18 protein-coding genes are annotated in these 21,858 nt (G+C 46.1%); 11 read left to right on the plus strand and 7 right to left on the minus strand.

All coding sequences use genetic code 11. From position 1 onward, the window contains the following. Window positions 1–1,344 (plus strand): TrkH family potassium uptake protein, encoded by a 1,344-nt coding sequence (locus ERX55_RS02830; RefSeq protein ID WP_243721440.1) that lies wholly within the window; start codon window positions 1–3, stop codon window positions 1,342–1,344. Here ERX55_RS02830 and ERX55_RS02835 read toward each other — a convergent pair. Then, window positions 1,331–2,797, minus strand: coding sequence for an ATP-binding protein (locus ERX55_RS02835; RefSeq protein ID WP_165983687.1), 1,467 nt, complete (start codon window positions 2,795–2,797; stop codon window positions 1,331–1,333). The two genes, ERX55_RS02830 and ERX55_RS02835, sit on opposite strands and share 14 nt — an antisense overlap. Before the next feature lie 45 nt (window positions 2,798–2,842). Here ERX55_RS02835 and ERX55_RS02840 point away from each other — a divergent pair, with 45 nt between their 5' ends. After that, entirely contained in the window at window positions 2,843–3,694 is an 852-nt protein-coding gene (locus ERX55_RS02840; protein ID WP_165983688.1) for a bifunctional metallophosphatase/5'-nucleotidase, read from the plus strand. Between the two features lie 10 nt (window positions 3,695–3,704). On the opposite strand, the gene ERX55_RS02845 is transcribed toward ERX55_RS02840, so the two are convergent. The 3 genes from ERX55_RS02845 to ERX55_RS02855 are packed head-to-tail and all read right to left on the minus strand — an operon-like array spanning window position 3,705 to window position 4,981. Beyond that, window positions 3,705–4,295 (minus strand): CPBP family glutamic-type intramembrane protease, encoded by a 591-nt coding sequence (locus ERX55_RS02845; protein WP_133451083.1) that lies wholly within the window; start codon window positions 4,293–4,295, stop codon window positions 3,705–3,707. Then, window positions 4,288–4,467 carry a YkvS family protein gene (locus ERX55_RS02850; protein WP_133451084.1) on the minus strand — a complete coding sequence of 60 codons (180 nt, stop codon included), beginning with the start codon at window positions 4,465–4,467 and terminating at the stop codon, window positions 4,288–4,290. Before ERX55_RS02850 ends, ERX55_RS02845 begins: the two co-directional genes overlap by 8 nt. Window positions 4,468–4,510: 43 nt before the next feature. Beyond that, window positions 4,511–4,981, minus strand: a complete 471-nt coding sequence (locus ERX55_RS02855) for a sigma-70 family RNA polymerase sigma factor (protein WP_133451085.1) — start codon at window positions 4,979–4,981, stop codon at window positions 4,511–4,513. A 209-nt stretch (window positions 4,982–5,190) separates the two neighbouring features. Between ERX55_RS02855 and ERX55_RS02860 the strand changes: the two genes are divergently transcribed. Next, window positions 5,191–5,649 (plus strand): competence protein ComK, encoded by a 459-nt coding sequence (locus tag ERX55_RS02860; protein WP_133451086.1) that lies wholly within the window; start codon window positions 5,191–5,193, stop codon window positions 5,647–5,649. Window positions 5,650–5,764: 115 nt separating this feature from the next. Further along, complete coding sequence (locus ERX55_RS02865) at window positions 5,765–6,211, plus strand: MarR family winged helix-turn-helix transcriptional regulator (protein WP_133451087.1); 447 nt, start codon at window positions 5,765–5,767, stop codon at window positions 6,209–6,211. Window positions 6,212–6,268: 57 nt separating this feature from the next. Here ERX55_RS02865 and ERX55_RS02870 read toward each other — a convergent pair whose 3' ends face one another. The 3 genes from ERX55_RS02870 to ERX55_RS02880 form a co-directional block, all read right to left on the minus strand. Next, window positions 6,269–9,799, minus strand: a complete 3,531-nt coding sequence (locus ERX55_RS02870; RefSeq protein WP_133451088.1) for an N-acetylmuramoyl-L-alanine amidase — start codon at window positions 9,797–9,799, stop codon at window positions 6,269–6,271. 209 nt (window positions 9,800–10,008) lie between these two features. Next, the gene (locus tag ERX55_RS02875; protein ID WP_133451089.1) at window positions 10,009–10,482 is read right to left on the minus strand and encodes a DUF2538 family protein; all 474 of its coding nucleotides are present in this window, start codon (window positions 10,480–10,482) and stop codon (window positions 10,009–10,011) included. A 14-nt stretch (window positions 10,483–10,496) separates the two neighbouring features. After that, on the minus strand, window positions 10,497–11,789 hold the full coding sequence (locus ERX55_RS02880) for an LCP family protein (RefSeq protein ID WP_133451090.1): 1,293 nt from the start codon (window positions 11,787–11,789) through the stop codon (window positions 10,497–10,499). A gap of 253 nt (window positions 11,790–12,042) precedes the next feature. On the opposite strand from ERX55_RS02880, the gene ERX55_RS02885 reads away from it, so the two are divergent. From ERX55_RS02885 to ERX55_RS02915, 7 genes are all read left to right on the plus strand, one after another. After that, on the plus strand, window positions 12,043–13,299 hold the full coding sequence (locus ERX55_RS02885) for a nucleotide sugar dehydrogenase (RefSeq protein ID WP_133451266.1): 1,257 nt from the start codon (window positions 12,043–12,045) through the stop codon (window positions 13,297–13,299). Window positions 13,300–13,393: 94 nt separating this feature from the next. Next, window positions 13,394–14,203: an ABC transporter permease gene (locus ERX55_RS02890; protein WP_133451091.1), complete on the plus strand. Its 810-nt coding sequence runs from the start codon at window positions 13,394–13,396 to the stop codon at window positions 14,201–14,203. 18 nt (window positions 14,204–14,221) lie between these two features. Next, a complete protein-coding gene (locus ERX55_RS02895) occupies window positions 14,222–15,154 on the plus strand; it encodes a hypothetical protein (protein WP_133451092.1) in 933 nt (310 codons plus the stop codon). Further along, the gene (locus tag ERX55_RS02900) at window positions 15,154–17,850 is read left to right on the plus strand and encodes a glycosyltransferase (protein WP_133451093.1); all 2,697 of its coding nucleotides are present in this window, start codon (window positions 15,154–15,156) and stop codon (window positions 17,848–17,850) included. Before ERX55_RS02895 ends, ERX55_RS02900 begins: the two co-directional genes overlap by 1 nt. An 8-nt stretch (window positions 17,851–17,858) precedes the next feature. After that, window positions 17,859–19,574, plus strand: coding sequence for a hypothetical protein (locus tag ERX55_RS02905; protein WP_133451094.1), 1,716 nt, complete (start codon window positions 17,859–17,861; stop codon window positions 19,572–19,574). 13 nt (window positions 19,575–19,587) lie between these two features. Continuing rightward, complete coding sequence (locus ERX55_RS02910; protein ID WP_133451095.1) at window positions 19,588–20,940, plus strand: glycosyltransferase family 4 protein; 1,353 nt, start codon at window positions 19,588–19,590, stop codon at window positions 20,938–20,940. Beyond that, complete coding sequence (locus tag ERX55_RS02915; protein ID WP_424960675.1) at window positions 20,933–21,835, plus strand: ABC transporter ATP-binding protein; 903 nt, start codon at window positions 20,933–20,935, stop codon at window positions 21,833–21,835. Before ERX55_RS02910 ends, ERX55_RS02915 begins: the two co-directional genes overlap by 8 nt. Window positions 21,836–21,858 lie beyond the last annotated feature (23 nt).

Here is a 21,858-nt window from a genome sequence, read left to right on the forward strand (position 1 = left end):
GTGAAGAAAAGAATATGGCGGCTGACACCTCAGCAGTGGATTGTCGTTTACTATCTCATCGCTATGCTGGTCTCCTTCTTGCTGCTGCGTCTGCCATATGTGCATAGACCAGGCGTCCATGTCTCCTATATTGATTCGATGTTCCTCGCTGTCTCAGGAATCAGTGTCACTGGACTTACACCGATGTCAATCGTCGATACCTACTCGCTGTTCGGTCAGATCATTATCTTGATCATCCTGAATATCGGCGGTCTGGGGGTAATGGCGATGGGCACACTTGTCTGGGTCATCCTCGGCAAGCGCATCGGTATTCAGGAGCGGCGTCTGATCATGGTGGACAATAATCAGGAGCAGATGACAGGTATGGTGCAGCTGCTGATAGAAATTGTCAAGGTACTGCTGACGATTGAAGCAGTAGGGGCGCTGCTGTTAGCCTTCTATTTCTACAAAGATATGCATTCCGTCAAAGACGCGCTTTACCAGGGATTGTTCGCCAGTGTAACAGCGACAACGAATGGAGGACTGGATATCACAGGTGCATCCCTCAACCCTTATGCCGATGACTACTTTGTCCAGTCCATCGTCATGATACTCATTGTGCTCGGCGCCATAGGATTTCCGGTTATCATTGAGATCAAGACTTATATTATGAACAGAGTGCCTAACTTCAGATTCAGTCTGTTTGCGAAGCTGACGTTATCCACCTATGCCCTCCTGCTGATTGTCGGGACAGTGGTCATCTATTTACTGGAAATGGGCAATGCGTTCAAAGGATTGTCATGGCATAAAAGTCTGTTCTATGCCATGTTCCAGTCCTCTACGACGCGTAGTGCAGGTCTCACGACGATTGATCTGACAACATTGACCGAAGCGACACAGTTCTTTATGGGGGGACTGATGTTCATCGGTTCTTCGCCGAGCTCTGTCGGCGGGGGGATCAGAACGACCACCTTTGCCATTCTGGTCTTGTTCATCATTAACTTCAGTAACGGCCGGACGACGATTCAAGTCTTCAACAAAGAAATACACCCGCTCGATATGCAGCGGGCGTTTGCGGTCATGATTCTGGCTATTATCATCTGCTTCACTGCTTTGGCCGTCATTCTAGGTTTTGAGAACGGCAAGCATCAGTTCCTCGAAATTTTCTTTGAAGTGATGAGCGCATTCGGCACGTGCGGCCTGTCTCTCGGCATTACTTCTGAGCTGACCATGCCATCGAAAATCGTCATCATGATCGTGATGTTCATCGGTCGTGTCGGCCTGATCACATTTGTGGTCATGCTCGGCGGTAAAGCAGAGCCGGTGAAATATCATTATCCAAAGGAACGGGTCATGATTGGCTGATCGGCAGCCGGACAATGAAGGTGGTGCCGACATCGACCGTGCTCTGTGCTTCAATCGTTCCGCCTGCCAGTTCAATCATATTACGGGTAACAGGTAATCCAAGTCCTGTTCCCGTTATTTTTGTGGTGAAAAACGGTTCATAAAGCTGATTCAGTGTACTCTCTGACATACCGATTCCATTATCACTGATCGTGATGATGATCATATCCTGCAGCTGCACTTTAATTTCAATCACACCGCTGCGACCTTCTGGTATCGCCTCCTTGGCATTCTGCAGAAGATTGATCAGCACCTGCTTGAGCTGATCTGTCGCCATCATGGTATAGAGCTCAGGTTCCTGGTAACTGGATATCAGGCGCATCTGATGGACATCAAAGTCATATTTCATGAAATTCAATGTATCTTTGACGACTTTAACGACTTCCGTCGGCTCATTGTTTTCTTCCGTCGGCCGTCCGAGGAGCAGAAACTGACCGACGATATCCGTGATGCGGTCGATTTCCGTTTTGATGATAGCGAAATGAGGATTGTCACCTTGACGGTCATACTTCAGTTCCAGGAGTTCGACAAATCCTCTGACAGATGTCAGGGGGTTTTTGATTTCATGTGCAGTGTTGGCAGCAAGCATGCCGATCAGCTCTTTTTTCTGTGCATTGATTTCTTCGATCAGGCGGAGCTTTTCTTTCTGACGCTCATATATGTTATTGAACAGCTGGATGGTGGCAACGATCAGGGTCAAGAGCAAGAAGAGGATAGCGGTCGTTTTTAAAGCCTCCAGCTCTAAGTGCCGGTTGGAGGTAATCTTAAGGCGCCAGTCCACATTCTGGAGTGTTTTGCTGCTGGAGACACCTTCTTCATTCAGCTTTCTGGATGTGAAAATCACATTGTTATTAAGATCGGTCAGTTCAACAGATCTGAGGCGCTGGACAGCATCGACAGAAGTCATCAGTGTATTGATGTTCATTTCTGCCACTATGACGACCGGCTGTTTTTGATAGGTCATAAACTTTGAAATATAAATATCATCGACGCCGTTAAATTCTTCTGTACTGAAATTGATGGAAATCTGGTGCGGATCTTTATGCTGCTTATAGAAATCATATGAATGTTCACGTCGTCCGACCAGGTTGCTGTTGGATGAAATGATGACTCTGCCGTTCTGATCGATGATACTGATACTTTTGTAGCTGCCGTCTTTGCTTCTTGAGCTGTTGATGGCGCTTTGGATGGCCTCGGTTTTAGGGGCTACTTCCATGACAGTGGCAATGGTCTGCACGGTGCTCGTCGCATCATCAATAAAATTGGTGATCTGCTGCTCATGGATACTTAAACTGCGGTCTATCGAACTCTGTTCGAAGTCTTTGTCATGCTGAAGAATGACAAAGTAACTGAAGATGCTCAGTGTTAAAGTGATGATCAGATTCACTAAAATATAGCGCTGTAGATATTTCATAAAGACTCCTGACATGAATTTGATATAATGAGAAAGGGTGATTGCATGCATCAATTTGATATACATATTATAACAACAAATAACATACGTGGCATGCTCTTCTCGGACATGAATCTGCTCAAGGCCGCTCATTACATCCAGAAAGTCAGACGGAATGCCTCACACCTGCTGATCCTGAATAACGGCAACACGCTCTGCGGGTCTCCCGACAGTGACTTCATAGCAGCGCAGAAGAACAGCAGGAATCCTGTGATTGATGTCATGAATCATATCGGCTACGATGCAAGCGGCATCAGCTACGAGGATTTTGCCCATGGACCACGATTATTCAATCAGGCTGAGGCGATGGCACAGTTCCCTTTCCTGTGTGCGAATATCCTCCATAGCAGAACGAAGGAAGCCTTTTTTAATACCCCTTACATCATCAAACAGGTGGGTGGTATGAAGGTCGGCATCCTGGGAATGACCGCCACTCAGGCGTTCCGGGAGCATTATAGTGATGACTTCTATATGGAGAAGACGGTGGATGCCGCACGACGCTGGATAAGATATATGCGTGAAAAAGAGAATCCGGACTTTGTCATTGTCATGTATTACGGCGATATTGCCTCTATCTCCGCCCGTGAAAAAATGCGCCGTGCGACAGAAGGGGTTGATCTGATGCTGTCTAATTCAGGATTAAATGAAGTGATAGACGGAACAGGGCATGTCAATCTGCCGCACGACATCTCTGAGCTGAGCCATATTCAAGTGCAGTTCAGACAACGGACCACCACTTATGAGCTGGTTGATTATCACGCTGAAGCTATTCAGCTGAAAGGCTTCATGGAAGACCACTGGCTGCAGGATGAACTCTATTATATTGAACAGGAATTCAAAAAGACCAGCACCGATTAAGGGGCTGGTCTTATGCGTAGAACAGAATCAGGATGATGGTGGCACATATGGTAGCTGCAATAGGGGTAATCAAGCGTTTTGAGTACTGGAAGGCAGCTGCCGTTATCAGCTGTATACCTACCAACGTGATCAGCTGCTGGACGCTCAGCACCCATATAAAAAGACTGACCGAGGCAAGGCTGGTCAGTATCACGGCCAGCACAGGATTAGTCATCTGTTCCTGGAGCATCGTCCGGAAGTAAAGTTCATGTAGGGGAACAGTCACTGCCAGTGAAATCATCAGCTGCCAGCGGTAATGAACACCGATTGATATCAGTGTCGTCATAATGGCTTCATAGCTGATAGCAGGCAGGAACTGGACGAGTACAGTGTACAAGACAACAATTGCCACACTGGCGATGAGGCTTGCCAGCAGCGACTGGCCGATCCTTCTGGAAGTCAGATGCCGCTTATAGAGCAGGTAACTGAATGTGGTCAGTAGAAATATCCCTGTCATCATGTGCCAGAAGACCTGATCCTCCTGTCTCATGAGGAACAGCAGGATATGAAACAGCACAAACGATATCAGAAAAAGAGAAGGTTTACTCGTCACCTTAGTCATTGATGATTTTATAGCGTTTATGATTGATAACCGTTTTTTCAGGCTGTTCAAGCTGTTCGAAGTTATCCATAATTGTCAGATCGACAATCACAGAGTTTTCGTTCACTTTTTCGACTCTGCCGCGCAGTCCCTCGTGGAATTCTACGACATTTCCAACTTTAGCGATATCCATATTCATGACCTCCTCCAAATATACTAAGCGTCATTATACTAAATTACGCCTGGTTTTGAAATGGCAAATCATTATTTTCCTGTAATTTGATTCGAGCTTTCTTGCGGATGTATTTCACCTGGGCCACCGTACGGTCCATTTTAGCCGCAATTTCAGCCAGAGTATAGCCCTCACACCGGTAAATGAACCACGTGCGTTCCTCCTCCGTTAAAATCTCGATGGCTAACGGCTCACTCTCCAGCTCCTCTCGTTCAGGTAAGCTCTCATCAGCCATCAGCTGGAAGCGTTGCTGATAGGTCATCCGTCTCCTGATTTCATCAAGGAGACAGAATTTCAGCTGCAGGTAGACATACTGTGACTCATTGGGTGTCCTCTCGGGATCGTACGTTTGAGTAAGGTGCCAAAGTCTGATCAGTGCGAGCTGATAGTAATCATCGCGGTCATAAGTAATATGATACTGATGGAGCAGGTGATGAATCATGCGGTCATACTTCACATACCATTCTTCAAACATCTCAATGTCCTGACGCGATCGATCGGCTGAATATTTCCGGATGACTCTATCTTAAAGGCTCTGAACAGATCAGCAAAACCGAGAAATAAGACAAATTTGTAGATTATATTAATTTATAGGCCTATTTTGTTATTTTTTAGCATTTTATCTCTCTTTTTGTCAATAAAACCTTATAATGTTCAAGAAAGCCATTAGAAGGAGGAACTGTTATGCAACACTTTTTAGGTCATGAAGTGGTTTATATTCGTCGTACTAATGAAACACAAGGACAGACTGAAATTGCTTATTATGATGGTAAGGTAGAATGGGTGGACGCCTCACCGGACTTCCTGCTCAATCACACACTTAAAATGCTGAACAGCAGTCTGACTGCCAGCCGGAAATCAGTAAAAGAAAGCCTGAAGTTTGCCCAGTTTACGCCTGTCATCATCGACGCCTCCCAGAACCTCGTGTTCTTTCCGCTGCATCCGAAAGATAGCTATGAAATGTGTTATATCAATAATCAGCACTTCTTACAGGCGATTGATTATGAAGAGACGATCATCTATTTCACAAACGGCAGATCACTCAGTGTCAAAGAGAAATCTGCTCATATCCTGAAGCAGTATAACAAGGCGCTTCAGGCCACAGATTTTTACAGTAAAATGAAAAAGAGGTTCCTGCAATAAGTAATACTTAAATAGATAGTGGACTATTAATTGTAATTTTATCTCTAAATGTATTGCACATGTGTTATACATCGATTATAATTTGTTTAACTGTTATATATTAAGGAGAAACACTATGGGAGACCAACGTTTAAAAAGATTTGGACAATTAATCTATTTCGTTAACACTAAAATCGATGAAATCACTGGCATTGAACTCGCAGATTACAACGTATCACGTGAGCAGATCTACATGCTCGAACTGATCAAGAATGAAGACAATATGACACAGAAGAAACTGATCTTTAAAATGAGTAAAGAGCAGACCGCTGTATCCCGCTCGATTAAAAAACTGGCAGAATACGGTTATATCACGAAAGAGCAAAGTATGTATGATCTACGGTCTACTGTGCTGAAGCTGACACCGCAGGGACAGGAAATCGTCGATATGGCGGATGGCATCAAAGCGAAAGTCGTCCGCAGCTTTATGAAAGAACTGAACAAGAAGGAATCCGAAGAACTGATCAACATCTTGGAGAAAATCTATCACTCATTCAGTATCAGAGATCCATTTAAATTTTAAGGGGACACGACAGCTGTCGTGTTTTTTTGTACAAAAAAGCAGGCATTGCGCCTGCTTTTATTTGTATTGATCAATCAAGTATTTCAGTCCTGTCAGTTCAATGCGGCGATAGAACTCTGCGATACGCAGCGCATTCTTAGATGCCCATTTAATATCAGTCGCGTACTGATGTGTCGCAGGATTAGCTGGGTTCCAGCGCATCTCATAGAGCGTAAACTGCTTATTACCGAAATAGTTCTGTGCGACGTACTGAGCACCGCCGATAATCGCCTTGGCAGGAGTGTTCCAGCCTTGCTGATATGCATACTGAATGCCGCTATTTAAAGCATTGTTGTCGACTGCACGTGTCCCGTACATATTGTAATACTTCGTGCCGGAAATCGTGGCCTGGCCGGTCGATGCATGATAGCCCATGCCGTTACTTAACTGGCTGGTGCCATTACCGGTCTCCCATAGCGCATGACTGATCAGATAGATTTCATTGATATTATACAGCTTAGAAGCTTCAGCAAAAGCAGCGCCTTGGTTGGCAAGAATGCCTTTATTCTCGAGCAACGTATTCAGTTTGGCAGCTGAGATGCCTTGAGAACTATTCAGACTCAGGAACTGGTATTTCTGTGTGGCATCGTTCTTGAAAAGGGCAGGATCAATGCTGGCACGGACTTCAGATGCTGTGGCTTTACGTGTCAGCGTACGGCCGTATTGATCTGCGTAAACGACTTGCGGGTTGACTGTCATCTGTCTCGCAACAGCTTCATTAAGCGTCGTGGCAGCAGGCACCACTTTTGTAGTGACGGGTGCTAAATATCTGCCTGCAATCCAGCCGACAAGACCGGTAGATGACAGGGTGCCTTTATGCCATAAGGACATACCGATTTTTTCTGTGCGCACGATATTGAAACGTGCACCAATATCGTTTTTGAGTGGACGGATCAGCTGGCTCGGACCGCCTGCAGCAATCGTATAAAGTGCGCCGTCAGGTGAGGTGACAGAGTAGACAGCTTTTTTGTAACTGACTATCTTTCGGCTGTTCAAATATAAGTTTTTACTATTGATCCAGCCGACCGGCTTAGACTGAGCATCCACAACAAAGTAATAGGTGTCATCTCCTTTACGTGCCTGAGTAGTCACGTAATGCTGGACCTGTTTACTTGCACCCGGCAGATAGGACTTCAGATTATTATCTGTATAGATGACAGCACCAGTAGACAATGTCTTACCCATTTTTGTTACTTTTTTCATTTCGCTGAAGACATCAGATTGTTTCGTTACATGGCCTGCATACATCCAGCCTGTTGTATTGGTCGCCGGCAGTAGCCCTTTCAGCCAGACACTGGCACCGACTTTCTCACTGCGGATGACATTGAAATACTGGTTCTGCAGGTTCTGGTTAACAAGGAGCTGCTGACTGCTGCCCCCTGATGGCATGGAGTAAATCTTCGCCGTCGAAGAAGTCACTTTATACGGTGCAGGTGCTGTGCTTAAAACGCGAGCAGTCTTCTGACTGATCTGATTATCTTTGATCCAGCCTAACACTTTATTGTTTTCATCAAGCACCTGATAATAATTCACTGAATCTTTGGTCCCTTGTTTATTGATAAAATACTGAATATAAGGCTTGCTGGTTGTGACCTTTGTCAGATTGATATCTGTATAGATTTTGGCACCTGTCGAAGGGGTTTTACCGTACATATTGACAGTCTTGATGCCCGTCAGGGATGTGCTGGCAGCTGTGAGATGTTTACTGCTGATCCAGCCGCTGAAGCCGTTGATAGTGCCGAAGTAATAATCAGTCGCATTGACGGTCACTTTCTTCGTCGGATTGAATGCCTGGTTGATCTGACTTGAAAGGTTATCGTACTTCTGGCTTTCCATCGCCCAAGGCATGCTATAAATACCGGTAGCAAGCGCATTGATTTTGAATTTAGAGGTAACAGATTTTTCGCTGCTGCGTGTCGCTTGTGTGAGCTGATCAGATTCAACCCAGCCACGAGGCACCCCTGTTTCATCGGAAATAAGATAGTATGACTTGCCGTTATAATCCGCTTTTTTGTTCACATAGTAGGTGAAATTGGCTTTCTCTGCAGCAGGTGTGGCAGTGGTACTCGTCACAGTAGAATATACTGGTGCAGTCGCAGTTTTAATCCGCGCCATCTTGGACTGGGCAGTGACGACCGGTGGAGCTGCAGGTGGTTGTGCAGCCGGTGGAGTAGTCGGTTCGACGACCACTGGCGGTGTTGTTGTACCTGCAAGTGCCTGCACTTTCTGGTTATATTTCAGCGTGACCAGTTCAGCGAGTTCATCCATGGTATAACCATTCTCCTGGAACCAGCCGTATGGGTCGCCGTGATCAGTGCCTCCAAGGAAGTTAGAGACTGCTCTATGCGACCATAATGTCCCTGAACCGTCATATTCTGCTGAATCAACAGGCAGGTCATAGTAAAGCAGGTTCGTCGCAATATAATCGGCATAGTTATTGATTGCTTTCGCGAAGCGTTCCTTACCGTAGACGCGAACGAGTTCCACATGGATGAAGCGGGCATTGCCGGCTGGACCTGCTCCCCATGCAAGGTAATCGGTATCTGCCGTCTCAATAATTTCATTGTCATCTACAAATGCATGAACAAATGCGTTATTCCAGTTGTTCTTCATATAAGCGACTTCACCGTAGATGGTTGAAGTCGGATTGGCTGTTTCGTGCGCAATGACCCCTTCAGGCTTTCCTACCCCATTGCGATAAGCGATCTTAGGCAGATCAGCTGCAAAATCTTGTTTATAAGTGGGCACTGTATAGTTCTGTGACAAGATGAAATTATTGGTCTCAGATGTTGAAGCTGCGAGTGTCCGCGCCCGTGTAGTAGGTGTCATTGATAATGATAATGTCTTCGGCGCACTGCGCTGTAAAGTGACGGCGCGTTTTTGAGTCAAGTTGCTGGAAGATTGCTGAGTGAGAGTTTGAGCGACTGCGGGTTTCGTGGCAGTAACACTTTTGGTTGCCACTTCAGCGGTTTTAACAGGTGCTGCAGTGACAGGTTCTGGTGTAACTGTAGCAGCTGATTCATTTGTCGTTTTCTTTTGAGCGGCAGCCGGTATTTCAGTGGAGACCGGTTCTTTCACAGACGCAGCGGCCGGTGTCTCAGTCGTGACTTCCTCTGTTTGAGCAGCCGGCGTTTCGGTAGAGACTGATTCTTCAACAGACGTCTTGGCCGGTGTCTCAGTCGTGACGTCAGCTGTTTGAGCAGCCGGCGTTTCAGTGGAGACTGATTCTTCAACAGACGTCTTGGCCGGTGTCTCAGTCGTGACATCAGCTGTTTGAGCAGCCGGCGTTTCGGTAGAGACGGGTGTTATTTCTTGAACAGGATTTTCAGTTGTTGCCGTAGTAAAGTTATAAGGTGTTGCAGTAGCATCTATCGTTTGTTTGACATCATAAACTTTTTTCTGCTCTGCAGTTGATGCATTTTGATCATCGGTTTCATCATTTTTTTCAGTTTCAGCTGAAACTTGATTTTCTGCTGCCTGTGCTGTTGAGTGTGCAGCTAACATCATGAACAGTAGAGAAGATGATTTGTAGAAGAATTTCGAATTCATAGGGGCACCCTTTCATTTGCAATAATCTGAATCTTTTTCAGTATAAAATGATTAAACGTTGAAGTATAGGGCGATTGAGACTTTGTAATATGACTTTAACATTTAAATATATTATTTACTTTTCACTTGTTCATCTACCTATTCTATATATCGTTACAGAAAAAGGATTGAGATAAATACAAAAACCACCTATCCAAGCGGATAGGTGGTTACTGTGCTTCCCGTCTGATGATAGCGGTGTACTGCCAGAATATTTTCATCTGTCTGATGTTCCAGTGGTTCATCCCCAGCGAGTAGCCGGATGGGTTGAATATCTTGACGTCTGACACTTCGAGCGCTGCTGCCAGCATATACTGATAATAGACATCCAGCTGCTGAAAAGAGGGACTTAACTGACCGTTCTCAAAGATAAAATCAAACGGAACTTCATAATCAAAGATATCAATCACGTTAAAGATTTCAGGAATCGCGATCAGATAGCAGGCGCCGTCGATAAGCGGACTGTCATCTGCCTGATGATAGTAGACTCTGAGTGACTCATAGTTCTGGCGATGAAATTCATCGATAAAATAGAACTGCTCGCGCATGTAGGACAGATCACCGGCATGAACGATCTGCTCCTCGAGTTTATCGAACATCTTATTGATATGTTCATATTTCTCATATGTTTTACGTCGTGACATCTAACCATCCTTTCTTAGTATGATTGAGCTGATGAATAGTCTGGGCTGAAATGAGTGTCTTCAGTTGCCGGTGGATACTGCTGCACCGGTTCAGTCGTTGCGACTTCAGTGGTCGGCGTATACTGCTGCACCGGTTCAGTCGTTATGACTTCAGTGGTCGGCATCTCTGTTGCCGGTGCTTCGGTCTGAGGCACAGGTGCCTCAGTAGTCACTTTGTCATGTTGCGTTTTTTCAGAGCTGGTTTTAGTATGCTTACTGACCTTCACTTGATAGGCTTCATCAATCTTGCTGATTTTCATCGGTTCCAGTGGAATGAGGTCACCATACAGCTGGATGACTTTATAGCTCAGCAGGTCTTTGCGTGACTTAGCGGGTAGTCCCAGGTCCTGACGCAGAAGACTAGCTGTCTTCGCGACATTGGAGAAGTCTGGGTTGAAATAATAAACACCGTTGTACATATAGTCTGTCCCTTTTAGCTGCGCACGTTTGAACTTGACGTTGTCTTTAGAATAGGTCGTAGCGAGGGAGGTGATATCATTAAATGATAAATTATGCTTGGCGTTATTGCCGACGATGTTGACCAGTTCATCTATCTTGTCGAGCGAATCTGTCTGCTTGGCCTTTTTAATGATCGCTTCAATCATCTCGGCCTGACGTTTACCGCGGCCGAGGTCCGTATCGACGTGGCGGCTGCGCACGAGTGCAAGCGCCTGGTCACCATTGATTTTCTGATAGCCTTTTTTGACTTTAATACGACCGATGTCATTCTTAGTCGGTTCATCTATATCAAATGGTACATTGAAGTTGATACCGCCGAGCTGGTCGATGATATCGACAAAGGCCTGCATGTTGATACGCGCATAATAATCGACCGGCACATCGAAAAGGGTCTCAACTGCCTGCATGGAGGACTCAGGGCCGCCGTCCGCATGTGCGTGCGTGATTTTATCATAATAGCCGACCGATGGAATATAGCTTAATGTATCGCGCGGAATACTGACGAGACGGATCTGCTGTTTGTCCCGGTTGAATGTCCCTAGAATCATTGCATCTGTTCTTGCTTTATCAACCGACTGACCATCCCGGCGACGCGTCAGACTGTCATCAATACCGAGGAAGAGAATAGAGACATGGTTCATGGCTGGATTGACAGCACCGTCTCTTAATGAAGATTGGATTGTATTATCGGTGTAAGACTTATCGACTGCATTTTTAGTCTGAAAATAGAGAAAAGCTGCGTACGTAGAAGGCGCTATAATCAGACACAGGCTAAGGAGAATCAGAAGTATTTTCATGGGTTTTTTCATTATTTGTCACCTATCTTCTTCTATTTAAACTACACAATTATACTCGATACCTATGAAGACGACAACTTTTTTATCTTATTACACCTGATAACCTTATGATTTGAAAAGGCTGCTGAAATAGGTTACCTTATCTGTGATTCACTATATCTTGATTCTTTAATCAGGATTGATTATAATTATAATGTTTATAATGGATATCAAGCGGCTGACAAACGCTGATATCACTACTAACTCTATTGAAGGCGGGATTATTTTGAAATTAACAACAGTAGGACTTGGCTATATCGGTTTACCGACCTCTATTATGTTCGCAAAGCATGGTGTAGACGTTGTCGGTGTTGACATCAATCAGAAAGCTGTTGATTCACTGAACAGCGGGAAAATTCATATCGAAGAGCCGGGCCTTCAAGAAGCATTTGAAGAAGTCATCGCAAGCGGTAAATTCAAGGCGACGACTCAACCTGAACCTGCTGACTGCTTTATCATTGCCGTACCAACCCCTAACAACGCAGATCAGTTCAAGTCATGTGACATCTCAATGGTCATGACAGCAGTTGAATCTGTGCTGCCACTTATCGAAAAAGGCAATGTCATCATTGTTGAATCAACGATTGCACCACGTACAATGGATGACTTCGTTAAGCCACTTGTGGAATCTAAAGGCTTCACTATCGGCGAAGATGTCTTCCTCGTGCACTGTCCTGAGCGTGTGTTACCTGGACAGATCATGCATGAACTGATTCACAACAACCGTATCATCGGTGGTGTGACTCAGAACTGTATCGAAGCAGGTAAGAAAGTCTATGGCACGTTCGTTCAAGGTGAAATGATTGAAACAGATGCGAAGACAGCTGAGATGAGTAAATTGATGGAAAACACCTACCGTGACGTCAATATCGCCCTTGCCAATGAACTGGCAAAAGTTTGTAACCAGCTGGATATCAATGCGCTTGATGTCATCGAGATGGCGAACAAACACCCACGTGTCAACTTACACCAGCCAGGCCCAGGTGTCGGCGGTCACTGTCTCGCGGTCGATCCTTACTTTATCATTGCTAAAGACCCGATCAACACAGATATCATCCAAGTCGGCCGTAAGATCAACAACCAGATGCCGCACTATGTGGTGAACAAAGCGAAAGAAATCTTAAAAGCAGTAGACGGCAAGAAACTGACTGTCTTCGGCCTGACGTACAAAGGGGACGTTGACGATATCCGTGAATCTCCGGCATTCGATATTTACGAGATGCTGAAAGATCTGGACTATGAGGTTGTGGCATACGACCCACACGTTGACCTGGATTTCGTTGAAAAAGATATTAAAGCAGCTGTAAAAGACAGCTCGCTCGTGCTGGTCTTAAGCGATCATTCAGAATTCAAACAGTTAACAGACGCTGACTTCGAAGGTATGAAAGATCAACTGATTTTCGATACGAAGAACGTCGTGAAATCAGACTTCGAAACGACGAAGTATTACAACTTCGGTAACCTTTACACTTTCAACCAATAATCAACAATATAAATTAGAGGTGAAACATTAGCGCCAAATGGATAATGCTTAAATAATCCTGGAGTTAATGTTTCACTTTTTTATAGGAGTGCCTATGAAAGACTTAATTCAATTATTCAAGGAACAGTTCTCACATCTTGAACTGATCTATAAACTGGCGATCTTTAATGTTAAAAGTGAATATTCAAACCATTATCTAGGAATCTTCTGGAACATTCTGCAGCCTGCCCTGCAGGTCGGTCTGTACTATCTTGTATTTGGACTGGGCCTGCGGAGTACACGTGCTGATATAGACGGCATTCCCTTTATCATTCATCTGATCAGCGGCTTATTTCCCTGGCTGTTCATCTCACAGTCCATCAATCGCGGATCCAATGCGATTTTCTCTAAGCTGAGCATCGTGACGAAGATGAAGTTCCCGTCAAGTACGCTCCTGTCCATCACGTTTGTCAACTCATTGATCAATCTGCTGATTACGACAGCGTTCCTATTTGTGGTCTCGCTGTATCATCATTATGTACCCGGCTGGCATTACTTGATTTTCATCTACTTCATTATCGCAAGCTATGCCTTTATTTTCGGACTGTCACTCATCATGAGTACACTCACTGTATTAGTGCGGGATACCCGTAATCTGCTGCAGAACTTTCTCCGGATGTGCTTCTTCCTGACACCTGTTTTCTGGTCTATCGAGAACTCAACCCCTGTCATGAAGCATATAACAGGTCTTAATCCATTCACTTATCTGGTCGGTGTCTATCGCAGTGCCTTCACGCATGCGGGCGGAGGCTTATACGGCGCATGGCATGACCATCTTTATTTCTGGGCGCTCAGTCTGCTGCTGCTTTTCATCGGGGCGAAGATCCACTTTAAGTTCAGAAACAGATTGGTCGATTATTTATAAATTATTATGAGGTGAACTATGAACACGGAATTTATTAATGATAATTTTCAGTTCGTTGAATATATTCTCGTCAATGAGCCAGCTGAAAATGAGATTTTTCTAGACAAGGAAATGACCGAGGCAATCGGCAGTGTGAAAGACTACAACAACAAGATCGTCAAAGTCGTTTCTCATGATTTCAATGAGGATCAGAAGATGGTGCTTGTAGAATATAAGAATGTGCTCGTCGGCTGGTTTGAACTTGTCGCTTCTATTCCGCTCTTTAATAAGAAGAACGAGAAAATTGAAGTGAAATATGAGGATTTCTATTCGCCGGAGCTCAACAGCCTGATCAACAAGAATGGCGACTACAACTTATATTTCCAGCGGTATCAGGTATTCAGCCGCTTCTTTGCCTATCATAATGGCCAGCTGCTGGAAGCAATCTTCAGAAAGAATACGTTTGTGGCCTTCGCGCCGTCAGAAGTCATCGACCGGATAGAAGATGTGGAGGTATATACACAGCTGAAGCATGATCAGACAGAACTCTATGCGACGTCTAAGATGGACGAGAAAATTCTCATGAACCAGCTGGACCGCGAAGAGGAAGTCTTTGTCCAGGCGGTCTTTCCGCGTCTGAAGCGGGCACGGATCAAGCAGGGTGCTGTCGCAGGCTGGGTGTCAACGGATGACCTGGACGGCTTTGAGACAGTGACGCCGGCAGAACAGGACTTCAGTGAGCAGGCCATCATCGCTCAGCACAAGGACATGATCTATAGCAATGAACAAGCTACAGTCAAGAACATCATGATGAAACTGCTGAATGAAAATATTGCACTTGAGAAGAAACTGCTCAAGCAGAAAGAACTGACTAAAAATGTGACGAAACGTTACGCTAATCTGCGCAGTTCTAAACTGGGTAAGCTGCAGCTTGTGATCTGGGAACGACGTTCAAAGCGAGGTAGAAAATAATGGTGTTTAGTAGAGAACATAATTTTCAGGACAAAATTGTCAAACGAATCCTGAATCCTGATGAAGTGTCAGAAACGACAGAAGAACAAAGTGCGAAGAATGTAAGTGAGGCGACGCCCGTCAGCTTCGATGTGCTGGAAACAGAACGTAAGATAGAGCGTTACCAGCAGTATCAGGATGTGCTGTCCCGTGATTATCACCTGGCGTTATCTCTGCTCGGTAATATGAAGGAGAATGAATCCTTTGTTGATTTCCTGGAGAAATGGCAGCGGGAAGGGAAGACCGATTTCTTCAGTAAGCTGGAACCTTACCTGGCGACATTACCGGAATCTAACGGCAGCCGCGTCTTCAACAAGATCAACAAACGCGTCGGTATCATCTGTGATGAGTTCCTTTATAACAGTTATAAAGATGTGGTGGACCTTGTCTATATCCCGCATGACTATGAAGAGATCGATCTTAACTTTGATTTTGTGATTATCGCGACCGCCTGGACAGGTATCGACAAAAGCTGGTCCGGCCTTGCCTCATTGAACGGTGCGGTCAGACGTCACGCGATTGAGCTGATTGCGCTCCTCAGAGCGAAACAGATTCCTGTCATCTTCTATTCCAAAGAAGACCCGGTGAACTATGATGTCTTTAAAGATTTAGCGACATATTGTGATTATATCTATACGTCAGCCATCGAAATAGAAGATGCTTACCGTGAGTATACAGGCAATGACAAAGTCAGCACCCTGTCATTCGGTATCAACCCGCATTATCATAATCCGGTCGGTACACGGACGGACTTAAGCCGTCGCTACAAGGATGAAGTCATCTTTGCCGGCAGCTGGATGGTCCGCTACCCGCAGCGTAATAAAGAAGCGGCGCGTATCTTTGATGCCATCATCAAGAACGATACGGAACTGACCATCATTGACCGTAACCTGGAACTGCAGCGTTCCCGCTATTACTTCCCGCTGCGTTATATCCCGAATGTGACCGGACCGCTCAGTCACGAGAATCTGCAGAAGATCCACAAGATCTTCCGCTGGGCGATCAATGTCAACTCAGTGAAATATTCTGATACGATGTTCGCGAACCGTATCTATGAACTGCAGGCCTTCGGTAATCTGCTCCTGTCCAACTACTCAGTCGGCGTCAATAACAAGTTCCCGAATGTCTTTATCCTGAACCATCAGTCAGACTTCAGAACAATCTTCAACAATTTATCAGAGGATGACCTGAAGTCCATCCAGGCCAAAGGTATCCGGAGTGTCATGAGAAGTGAAACAACGTATCATCGTATACTGCAGATCATGCACGACATCGGTATCGACTATACAGATACCTTTGAACATGCGATCTATGTCGTTGTCCCTGAGATCACAGCAAGCATCCAGCAGCAGTTTGACGCGCAAAGTTACGGCAATAAACACCTGATGACCGAGCGTGACTTTAACGCAGCCGGTCTGACAGAAGGTTTCGTGACTTACTTCAAGGATCCTTACTACTACGAAGAATATTATCTGGAAGATCTGTATAGTGCTTTCAAATATACAGACGTGGACTTTGTCACTAAGTCAGCGGATGAGTCAGAGCATCATAACTACACATCTAGCCAGTATGATGGCTTGACTTTATATGATATCAGCACGATGAAGCAGGCCGACCTGACAGGGTATGCACTGGACCGTGTTGAAGTGACGACACCACAGGCCCTTGCAGCTATCCCGGTCAATCGCAGCAAGAAGCTCAGCGTCATCATTCCAATTCATAATAACGGGACTTATCTTGAAGATAAATGTATGGCGTCACTGAAACGTTCCAGCATGTATGATGAGATGGAGATCATCTTCGTCAATGACGGCAGTACAGACGAACTGACAATTCAGATCATCAATCGTCTGCGCAGACAGAATCCATCCATCGTCTACTATGAATTTGACAGCGGCAGCGGCAGTGCGTCTCGTCCTCGGAATAAAGGGGCTGAACTGGCCTCAACAGATTTCATCACTTATCTGGATCCGGACAATGAAGCGATCGGGGACGGCTACAAGTATCTCTATGATAAGCTGCAGGACAACCCTGACCTTGATATGGTGGTCGGTAACATCCTGAAAGAAGATAACAAGAAACGCTCTGAGTTCAACTTCTATGTCACAGGGACGAAGTACAATAACGGTGAAGCACTGATCACGGATCCACATGACTTTATGGAACGCTGCGGTTTACGTGCACAGAGTATCCAGGCGCTGGTGGTCAAATCAGACATCATCAAGAAGAATAACCTGCGCATGGTTGAAGGTGCAGCCGGTCAGGATACGATGTTCTTCCAGGAACTCGTCCTGAACTCAAGACAGGTGCTACTAGTGAAAGAGTATATCCATATGTACTACGCGGCAGTATCCGGTTCTGTGACCAATACCATCTCCAAGAAGTTCTTTGACAAATACTATAAGCTCGAAACAGAACGTATTCCGTTCCTGCTGAAGAACAAGCTGATGGATACGTATATGGAAAAACGCTTCAACTTCTACGTCAAAGGCTGGTACATCGTCAGACTCGACCGTATCAACCCTGAGGAACGTGCTGAAGCTATCACACGTTTCCTGGATATCTACAGTCTGTATGATGAGTATGACCGCCCTGAAGATAAAGATTTAAATGATGTCATCAAGAGTCTGAAAGAAGAAGTCAATTATCATAAGTAGGTGAAAATATGCAGGTTGATCAACATTATTTTAGAGGATTTGTCTTAACTGAACAGCCCATCACTGGACAGGAGATCAAGACTTTAAAGATCGGTTCGTATATTCTGTCACATTCCCCGGATTTGCCCGTGACGGAATATAAGGGCGAGCGTCATCTCATCCTTCTCGGCTACGCCGTGATGGAAGATATTTCACTTTCTACCCGCGATATCCTGAAGATGCTCGATACGAACCCGGCTGATCAGCAGGCATTACTGAACCGCATGAACGGCCGCTATATATTACTGGTAGGGGAGGACGACCTGAAAGTCTATCCGGATGCCACAACGCTGCGGCCGGTCTTCTATCATGAATCACTGCCCATTGCGGCATCTCATAGCGGACTCGCTGCCTATGTCGCGAAGCACCACTACGAGGCAGCGGTCGCACAATACGACGGCATGATCAATGGGTATCTCGATTTTTCACGTTACCACTATATTTATAAACTGAATCCGAACACGTATCTGTCACTGCACAACCAGCAGACCACACGTTTCTTTCCGTCAGAGGATTACGAGGTGATGGAGACGACAACGATTCTGCAGGACGCCATCCGCCATTTTACGGCGATGCGGGACTGGCTGCGTACCCAGGACACTTATCTGACGATTACAGCGGGTATTGATTCAAGGGTATCACTTGCTGTGATGCATGATAAGGCACTGCCGCTGCTGACTTACAACAGTACGGCGAAGTTATCGGCTTTTGCAGAACAGGCTTATGCGAACGATATCAGGATTGTCAGTGATATCATTTCAGATCTCGGTCTGAACCATACGTTATTCCAGATTGATGCCAATCAGTACATCAGTGACGAGACAAAGGACTATGCGCGGCAGTTTGAGTCCTCTCACTCCTACAGCTTAAGTGAGAAGCTGGCAGCAAGCGACTTCAGAGGAAAAGTGCATATCAAATCCACTATCTTTGAGCTGGCCAAGCTGCCGGTCGTGCCCCGATATTATGTACCTGATGACTTTTCATTCAAGGAGGTCATCAAGCGGAAGAAGCCGGAAGCCCTGACGATAGATGCTGATGAGATGATGGAATCCTATTTCCGACGTGCTGATCTGACTGTCGCCAAAGCGCGCGGCCACTATCTGCCGGACCTCTACTATCAGGAGCAGCGGATGGGCAACTGGCACAGCAATATCACCCAGGAGACGGATAACAGTGTCGAAGTCTTTATTCTGCTGAATACACGGGAGATGCTGCGCCGGGTCACCAGCGCGAGTCTGTCTGACCGTAGACGGAAAGTGCTGCACCGCGAATGGATCAACCATTTCTGGCCGGTGCTGAACTTCTATCCCATCAATGAACAGGAGAACCTCTACACCCTCTACAAAGAACAGCAGGGTTCAGTAGAGATCGAAGGGGACGACGTCATTATTGCCGGCGATCAGGTCGTGCCGAAGTTTCCGCTCAAGAAGACAGAGGTCACCTTCAACCTGCGCAATAAAGGCACAGAACCGTGTGCAGTCAATATCATGAGTCATTATAAGAATGCTGCTGCTGTCGGCACGCTCAGCCTGCAGATAGCTGATCAATGCTACCCTTATCAGGCGCTGACGACAGGTAAGTCACTGGTCGTTGAGCCGGATGGTGTGGTCAGCGTGACGATCAAGTACAATAAGCTTTACGACCGTGAGTCCTGGCAGAAAGCTGCCAGACTGACGATAAACTAAGAAGGTGAAATAAATGAAGAAAGTAACCATGTTTGTCTGGAATCATTTCACTAACGATGCGCGTGTCAACCGTGAGTGCACAGCGCTGTCAGAGAAATATGACGTCAATCTCATCGCCATCGATGATCCGAAGGACGCTTCCGTCAAACCCTATGAAGAAATCAATCCGCATTTCCATGTGACACGTGTCAGACGCTATCCGCTTGTCATCACCTGTTACCAGCAGGACAAGAACCGCTTCCTGATCACAGTCGGTGCGGTATCGACCGTGATCAGCGCGGCATTTCTCTACATCAACTGGATGCTCCTGATCTACTTTGCGTCCGCCATGCTGATGGCCGCTATGATGATCAAGATCCGCAAGTTCCGGAAGAGCTTTGTCAACGGTGCGGTCATTCTGCGCATGATCAAGGAAGGCTACAGGCAGAACGCGGATATTTACCATTCGAACGATCTGAATACCCTGCCGCAGGGGATTGTCTGTTCGAAGCTGAGACTCAAACCGCGTAAACTGATCTACGATTCACATGAAGTGCAGTCATCACGTACAGGCTACGATCCGAAGAAAATCAAACGGATTGAACGCTTCCTGCTGAACTTCGTTGATGAGATGATGGTTGAAAATCATACACGCGCCCAGCATAACGAGGATATCTACGGTTTCTATCCACGGACGCTCTATAATTACTCGGAGCTCTACAACATTGACGATAAACCGAAAGTTGATCTTCACGCCCAGCTCGGTCTGCCGCAGGATGAGAAGATTCTGCTGTATCAAGGTGGCCTGCAGCAGGGCCGGGGACTGGAACTGCTCATTGAAGCGATGCCGCAGATCAAAGAGGGGACGCTCGTCTTCCTCGGTGCCGGTAAGCTGGAGAAGAAACTGAAGGAACTGGCCGCAGCAAGTCCGGCGAAGGACCGCATCAAGTTCATCCCGAAAGTGCATTTCAAAGAGCTGCCTTCCTATACAAGAGAAGCCTACCTCGGCTTCCAGGTGCTGCAGAATATCTGTTTCAACCATTATTCGGCATCGTCCAATAAGCTGTTCGAATATATCATGGCGCACGTACCTGTTGTCAGCTGTTCATTCCCTGAAGTGAAGAAAGTCGTAGAAGGCGAACAGGTCGGCCTGGCTGTCGATAGTCATTCCGCAACAGAAATTGCGGGTGCTGTCAATACGCTGCTCAAGGATCCGGCGCTCCGCAACAGGCTGTCAGAGAACTGCAAGACAGCGAAACTGAAATATAACTGGGACGTTGAACAGCAGAAGCTCTATGACACTTACACCGCTGTGGAGAATAAAGAAGTGGGCTGGCTGTCGACTGACCAGACGCGCTTCACGAAGGATGGTGAGGTTATTGTCTAAAGTCAAAGTCAGCCATGTCTCGAAAGTCTATGACCTGAATAACAGTAAGAAAGATAAGCTCATCTCCCTTTTTACGTTCGGTAACTTCTATAAGGAGAAACCGTACTACGCGCTCCGGGATGTGTCGTTTGAAGTGGAGGCCGGGGATTCAGTCGGCATCATCGGGCTGAACGGCTCAGGTAAGTCAACCTTGTCGAATATCCTCGGGGAAGTGACACAGGCCACATCGGGCACGATTGAGATAGAAGGACGAAGCTCACTCATCGCCATTTCAGCGGGTCTTAATAACGAGCTGACAGGGGTCGAGAACATCAAGATGAAATGTCTGATGCACGGCATGAGCGAGAAGGAAGTCAACGAGAAGTTCGATGATATCGTGGCGTTCAGTGAGCTGGACGAATTTATCTATCAGCCGATCAAGTCATACTCAAGCGGTATGCGGTCACGTCTCGGCTTCGCCATAGCGATTCATACAGAACCGGATGTGCTGATTGTCGACGAGGCGCTGTCAGTCGGTGACGAGACGTTCTCCAACAAATGTATCGCCAAGATGCGTGAGTTCCAGGAGAAAGGCGTGACGATCTTCTTCGTCTCGCATTCAACCTCACAGATCAAGAAGATGTGTAACAAGGCGCTCTGGCTGCAGTTCGGTGAGGTCACGGAATACGGTGACGTCAAGACGGTGACGGACAGCTACGCGAAATATATGCGTGTCTACAGACATAAGCCGAAAGAAGAACAGCTGGCCTATAAGAAAGAGATGATCGCAAGACAGCAGGAACGCGGTGAGGCCTTCCTGAAAGATAAAGAGAAGAAGAGCCCGGTCGATTACCTCATCGGCTTTGCGCTGACCGGTCTGCTTGCAGCTGGCACCTATTTCCAGCTCTTCCACTAAAAAAGACTCCCATTCCTATGGGA

Source organism: Macrococcus bovicus (genome assembly GCF_004359575.1).
Lineage (GTDB): Bacteria > Bacillota > Bacilli > Staphylococcales > Staphylococcaceae > Macrococcus > Macrococcus bovicus.

Coding starts and splice junctions, on each gene's coding strand:
- ERX55_RS02860 (WP_133451086.1), top strand. CDS start 5,191: ATGCAACACTTTTTAGGTCATGAAGTGGTTTATATTCGTCGTACTAAT.
- ERX55_RS02875 (WP_133451089.1), bottom strand. CDS start 10,482: ATGTCACGACGTAAAACATATGAGAAATATGAACATATCAATAAGATG.
- ERX55_RS02910 (WP_133451095.1), top strand. CDS start 19,588: ATGAAGAAAGTAACCATGTTTGTCTGGAATCATTTCACTAACGATGCG.
- ERX55_RS02905 (WP_133451094.1), top strand. CDS start 17,859: ATGCAGGTTGATCAACATTATTTTAGAGGATTTGTCTTAACTGAACAG.
- ERX55_RS02870 (WP_133451088.1), bottom strand. CDS start 9,799: ATGAATTCGAAATTCTTCTACAAATCATCTTCTCTACTGTTCATGATG.
- ERX55_RS02850 (WP_133451084.1), bottom strand. CDS start 4,467: ATGGATATCGCTAAAGTTGGAAATGTCGTAGAATTCCACGAGGGACTG.
- ERX55_RS02865 (WP_133451087.1), top strand. CDS start 5,765: ATGGGAGACCAACGTTTAAAAAGATTTGGACAATTAATCTATTTCGTT.
- ERX55_RS02895 (WP_133451092.1), top strand. CDS start 14,222: ATGAACACGGAATTTATTAATGATAATTTTCAGTTCGTTGAATATATT.
- ERX55_RS02900 (WP_133451093.1), top strand. CDS start 15,154: ATGGTGTTTAGTAGAGAACATAATTTTCAGGACAAAATTGTCAAACGA.
- ERX55_RS02840 (WP_165983688.1), top strand. CDS start 2,843: ATGCATCAATTTGATATACATATTATAACAACAAATAACATACGTGGC.
- ERX55_RS02845 (WP_133451083.1), bottom strand. CDS start 4,295: ATGACTAAGGTGACGAGTAAACCTTCTCTTTTTCTGATATCGTTTGTG.
- ERX55_RS02855 (WP_133451085.1), bottom strand. CDS start 4,981: ATGTTTGAAGAATGGTATGTGAAGTATGACCGCATGATTCATCACCTG.
- ERX55_RS02835 (WP_165983687.1), bottom strand. CDS start 2,797: ATGAAATATCTACAGCGCTATATTTTAGTGAATCTGATCATCACTTTA.
- ERX55_RS02880 (WP_133451090.1), bottom strand. CDS start 11,789: ATGAAAAAACCCATGAAAATACTTCTGATTCTCCTTAGCCTGTGTCTG.
- ERX55_RS02890 (WP_133451091.1), top strand. CDS start 13,394: ATGAAAGACTTAATTCAATTATTCAAGGAACAGTTCTCACATCTTGAA.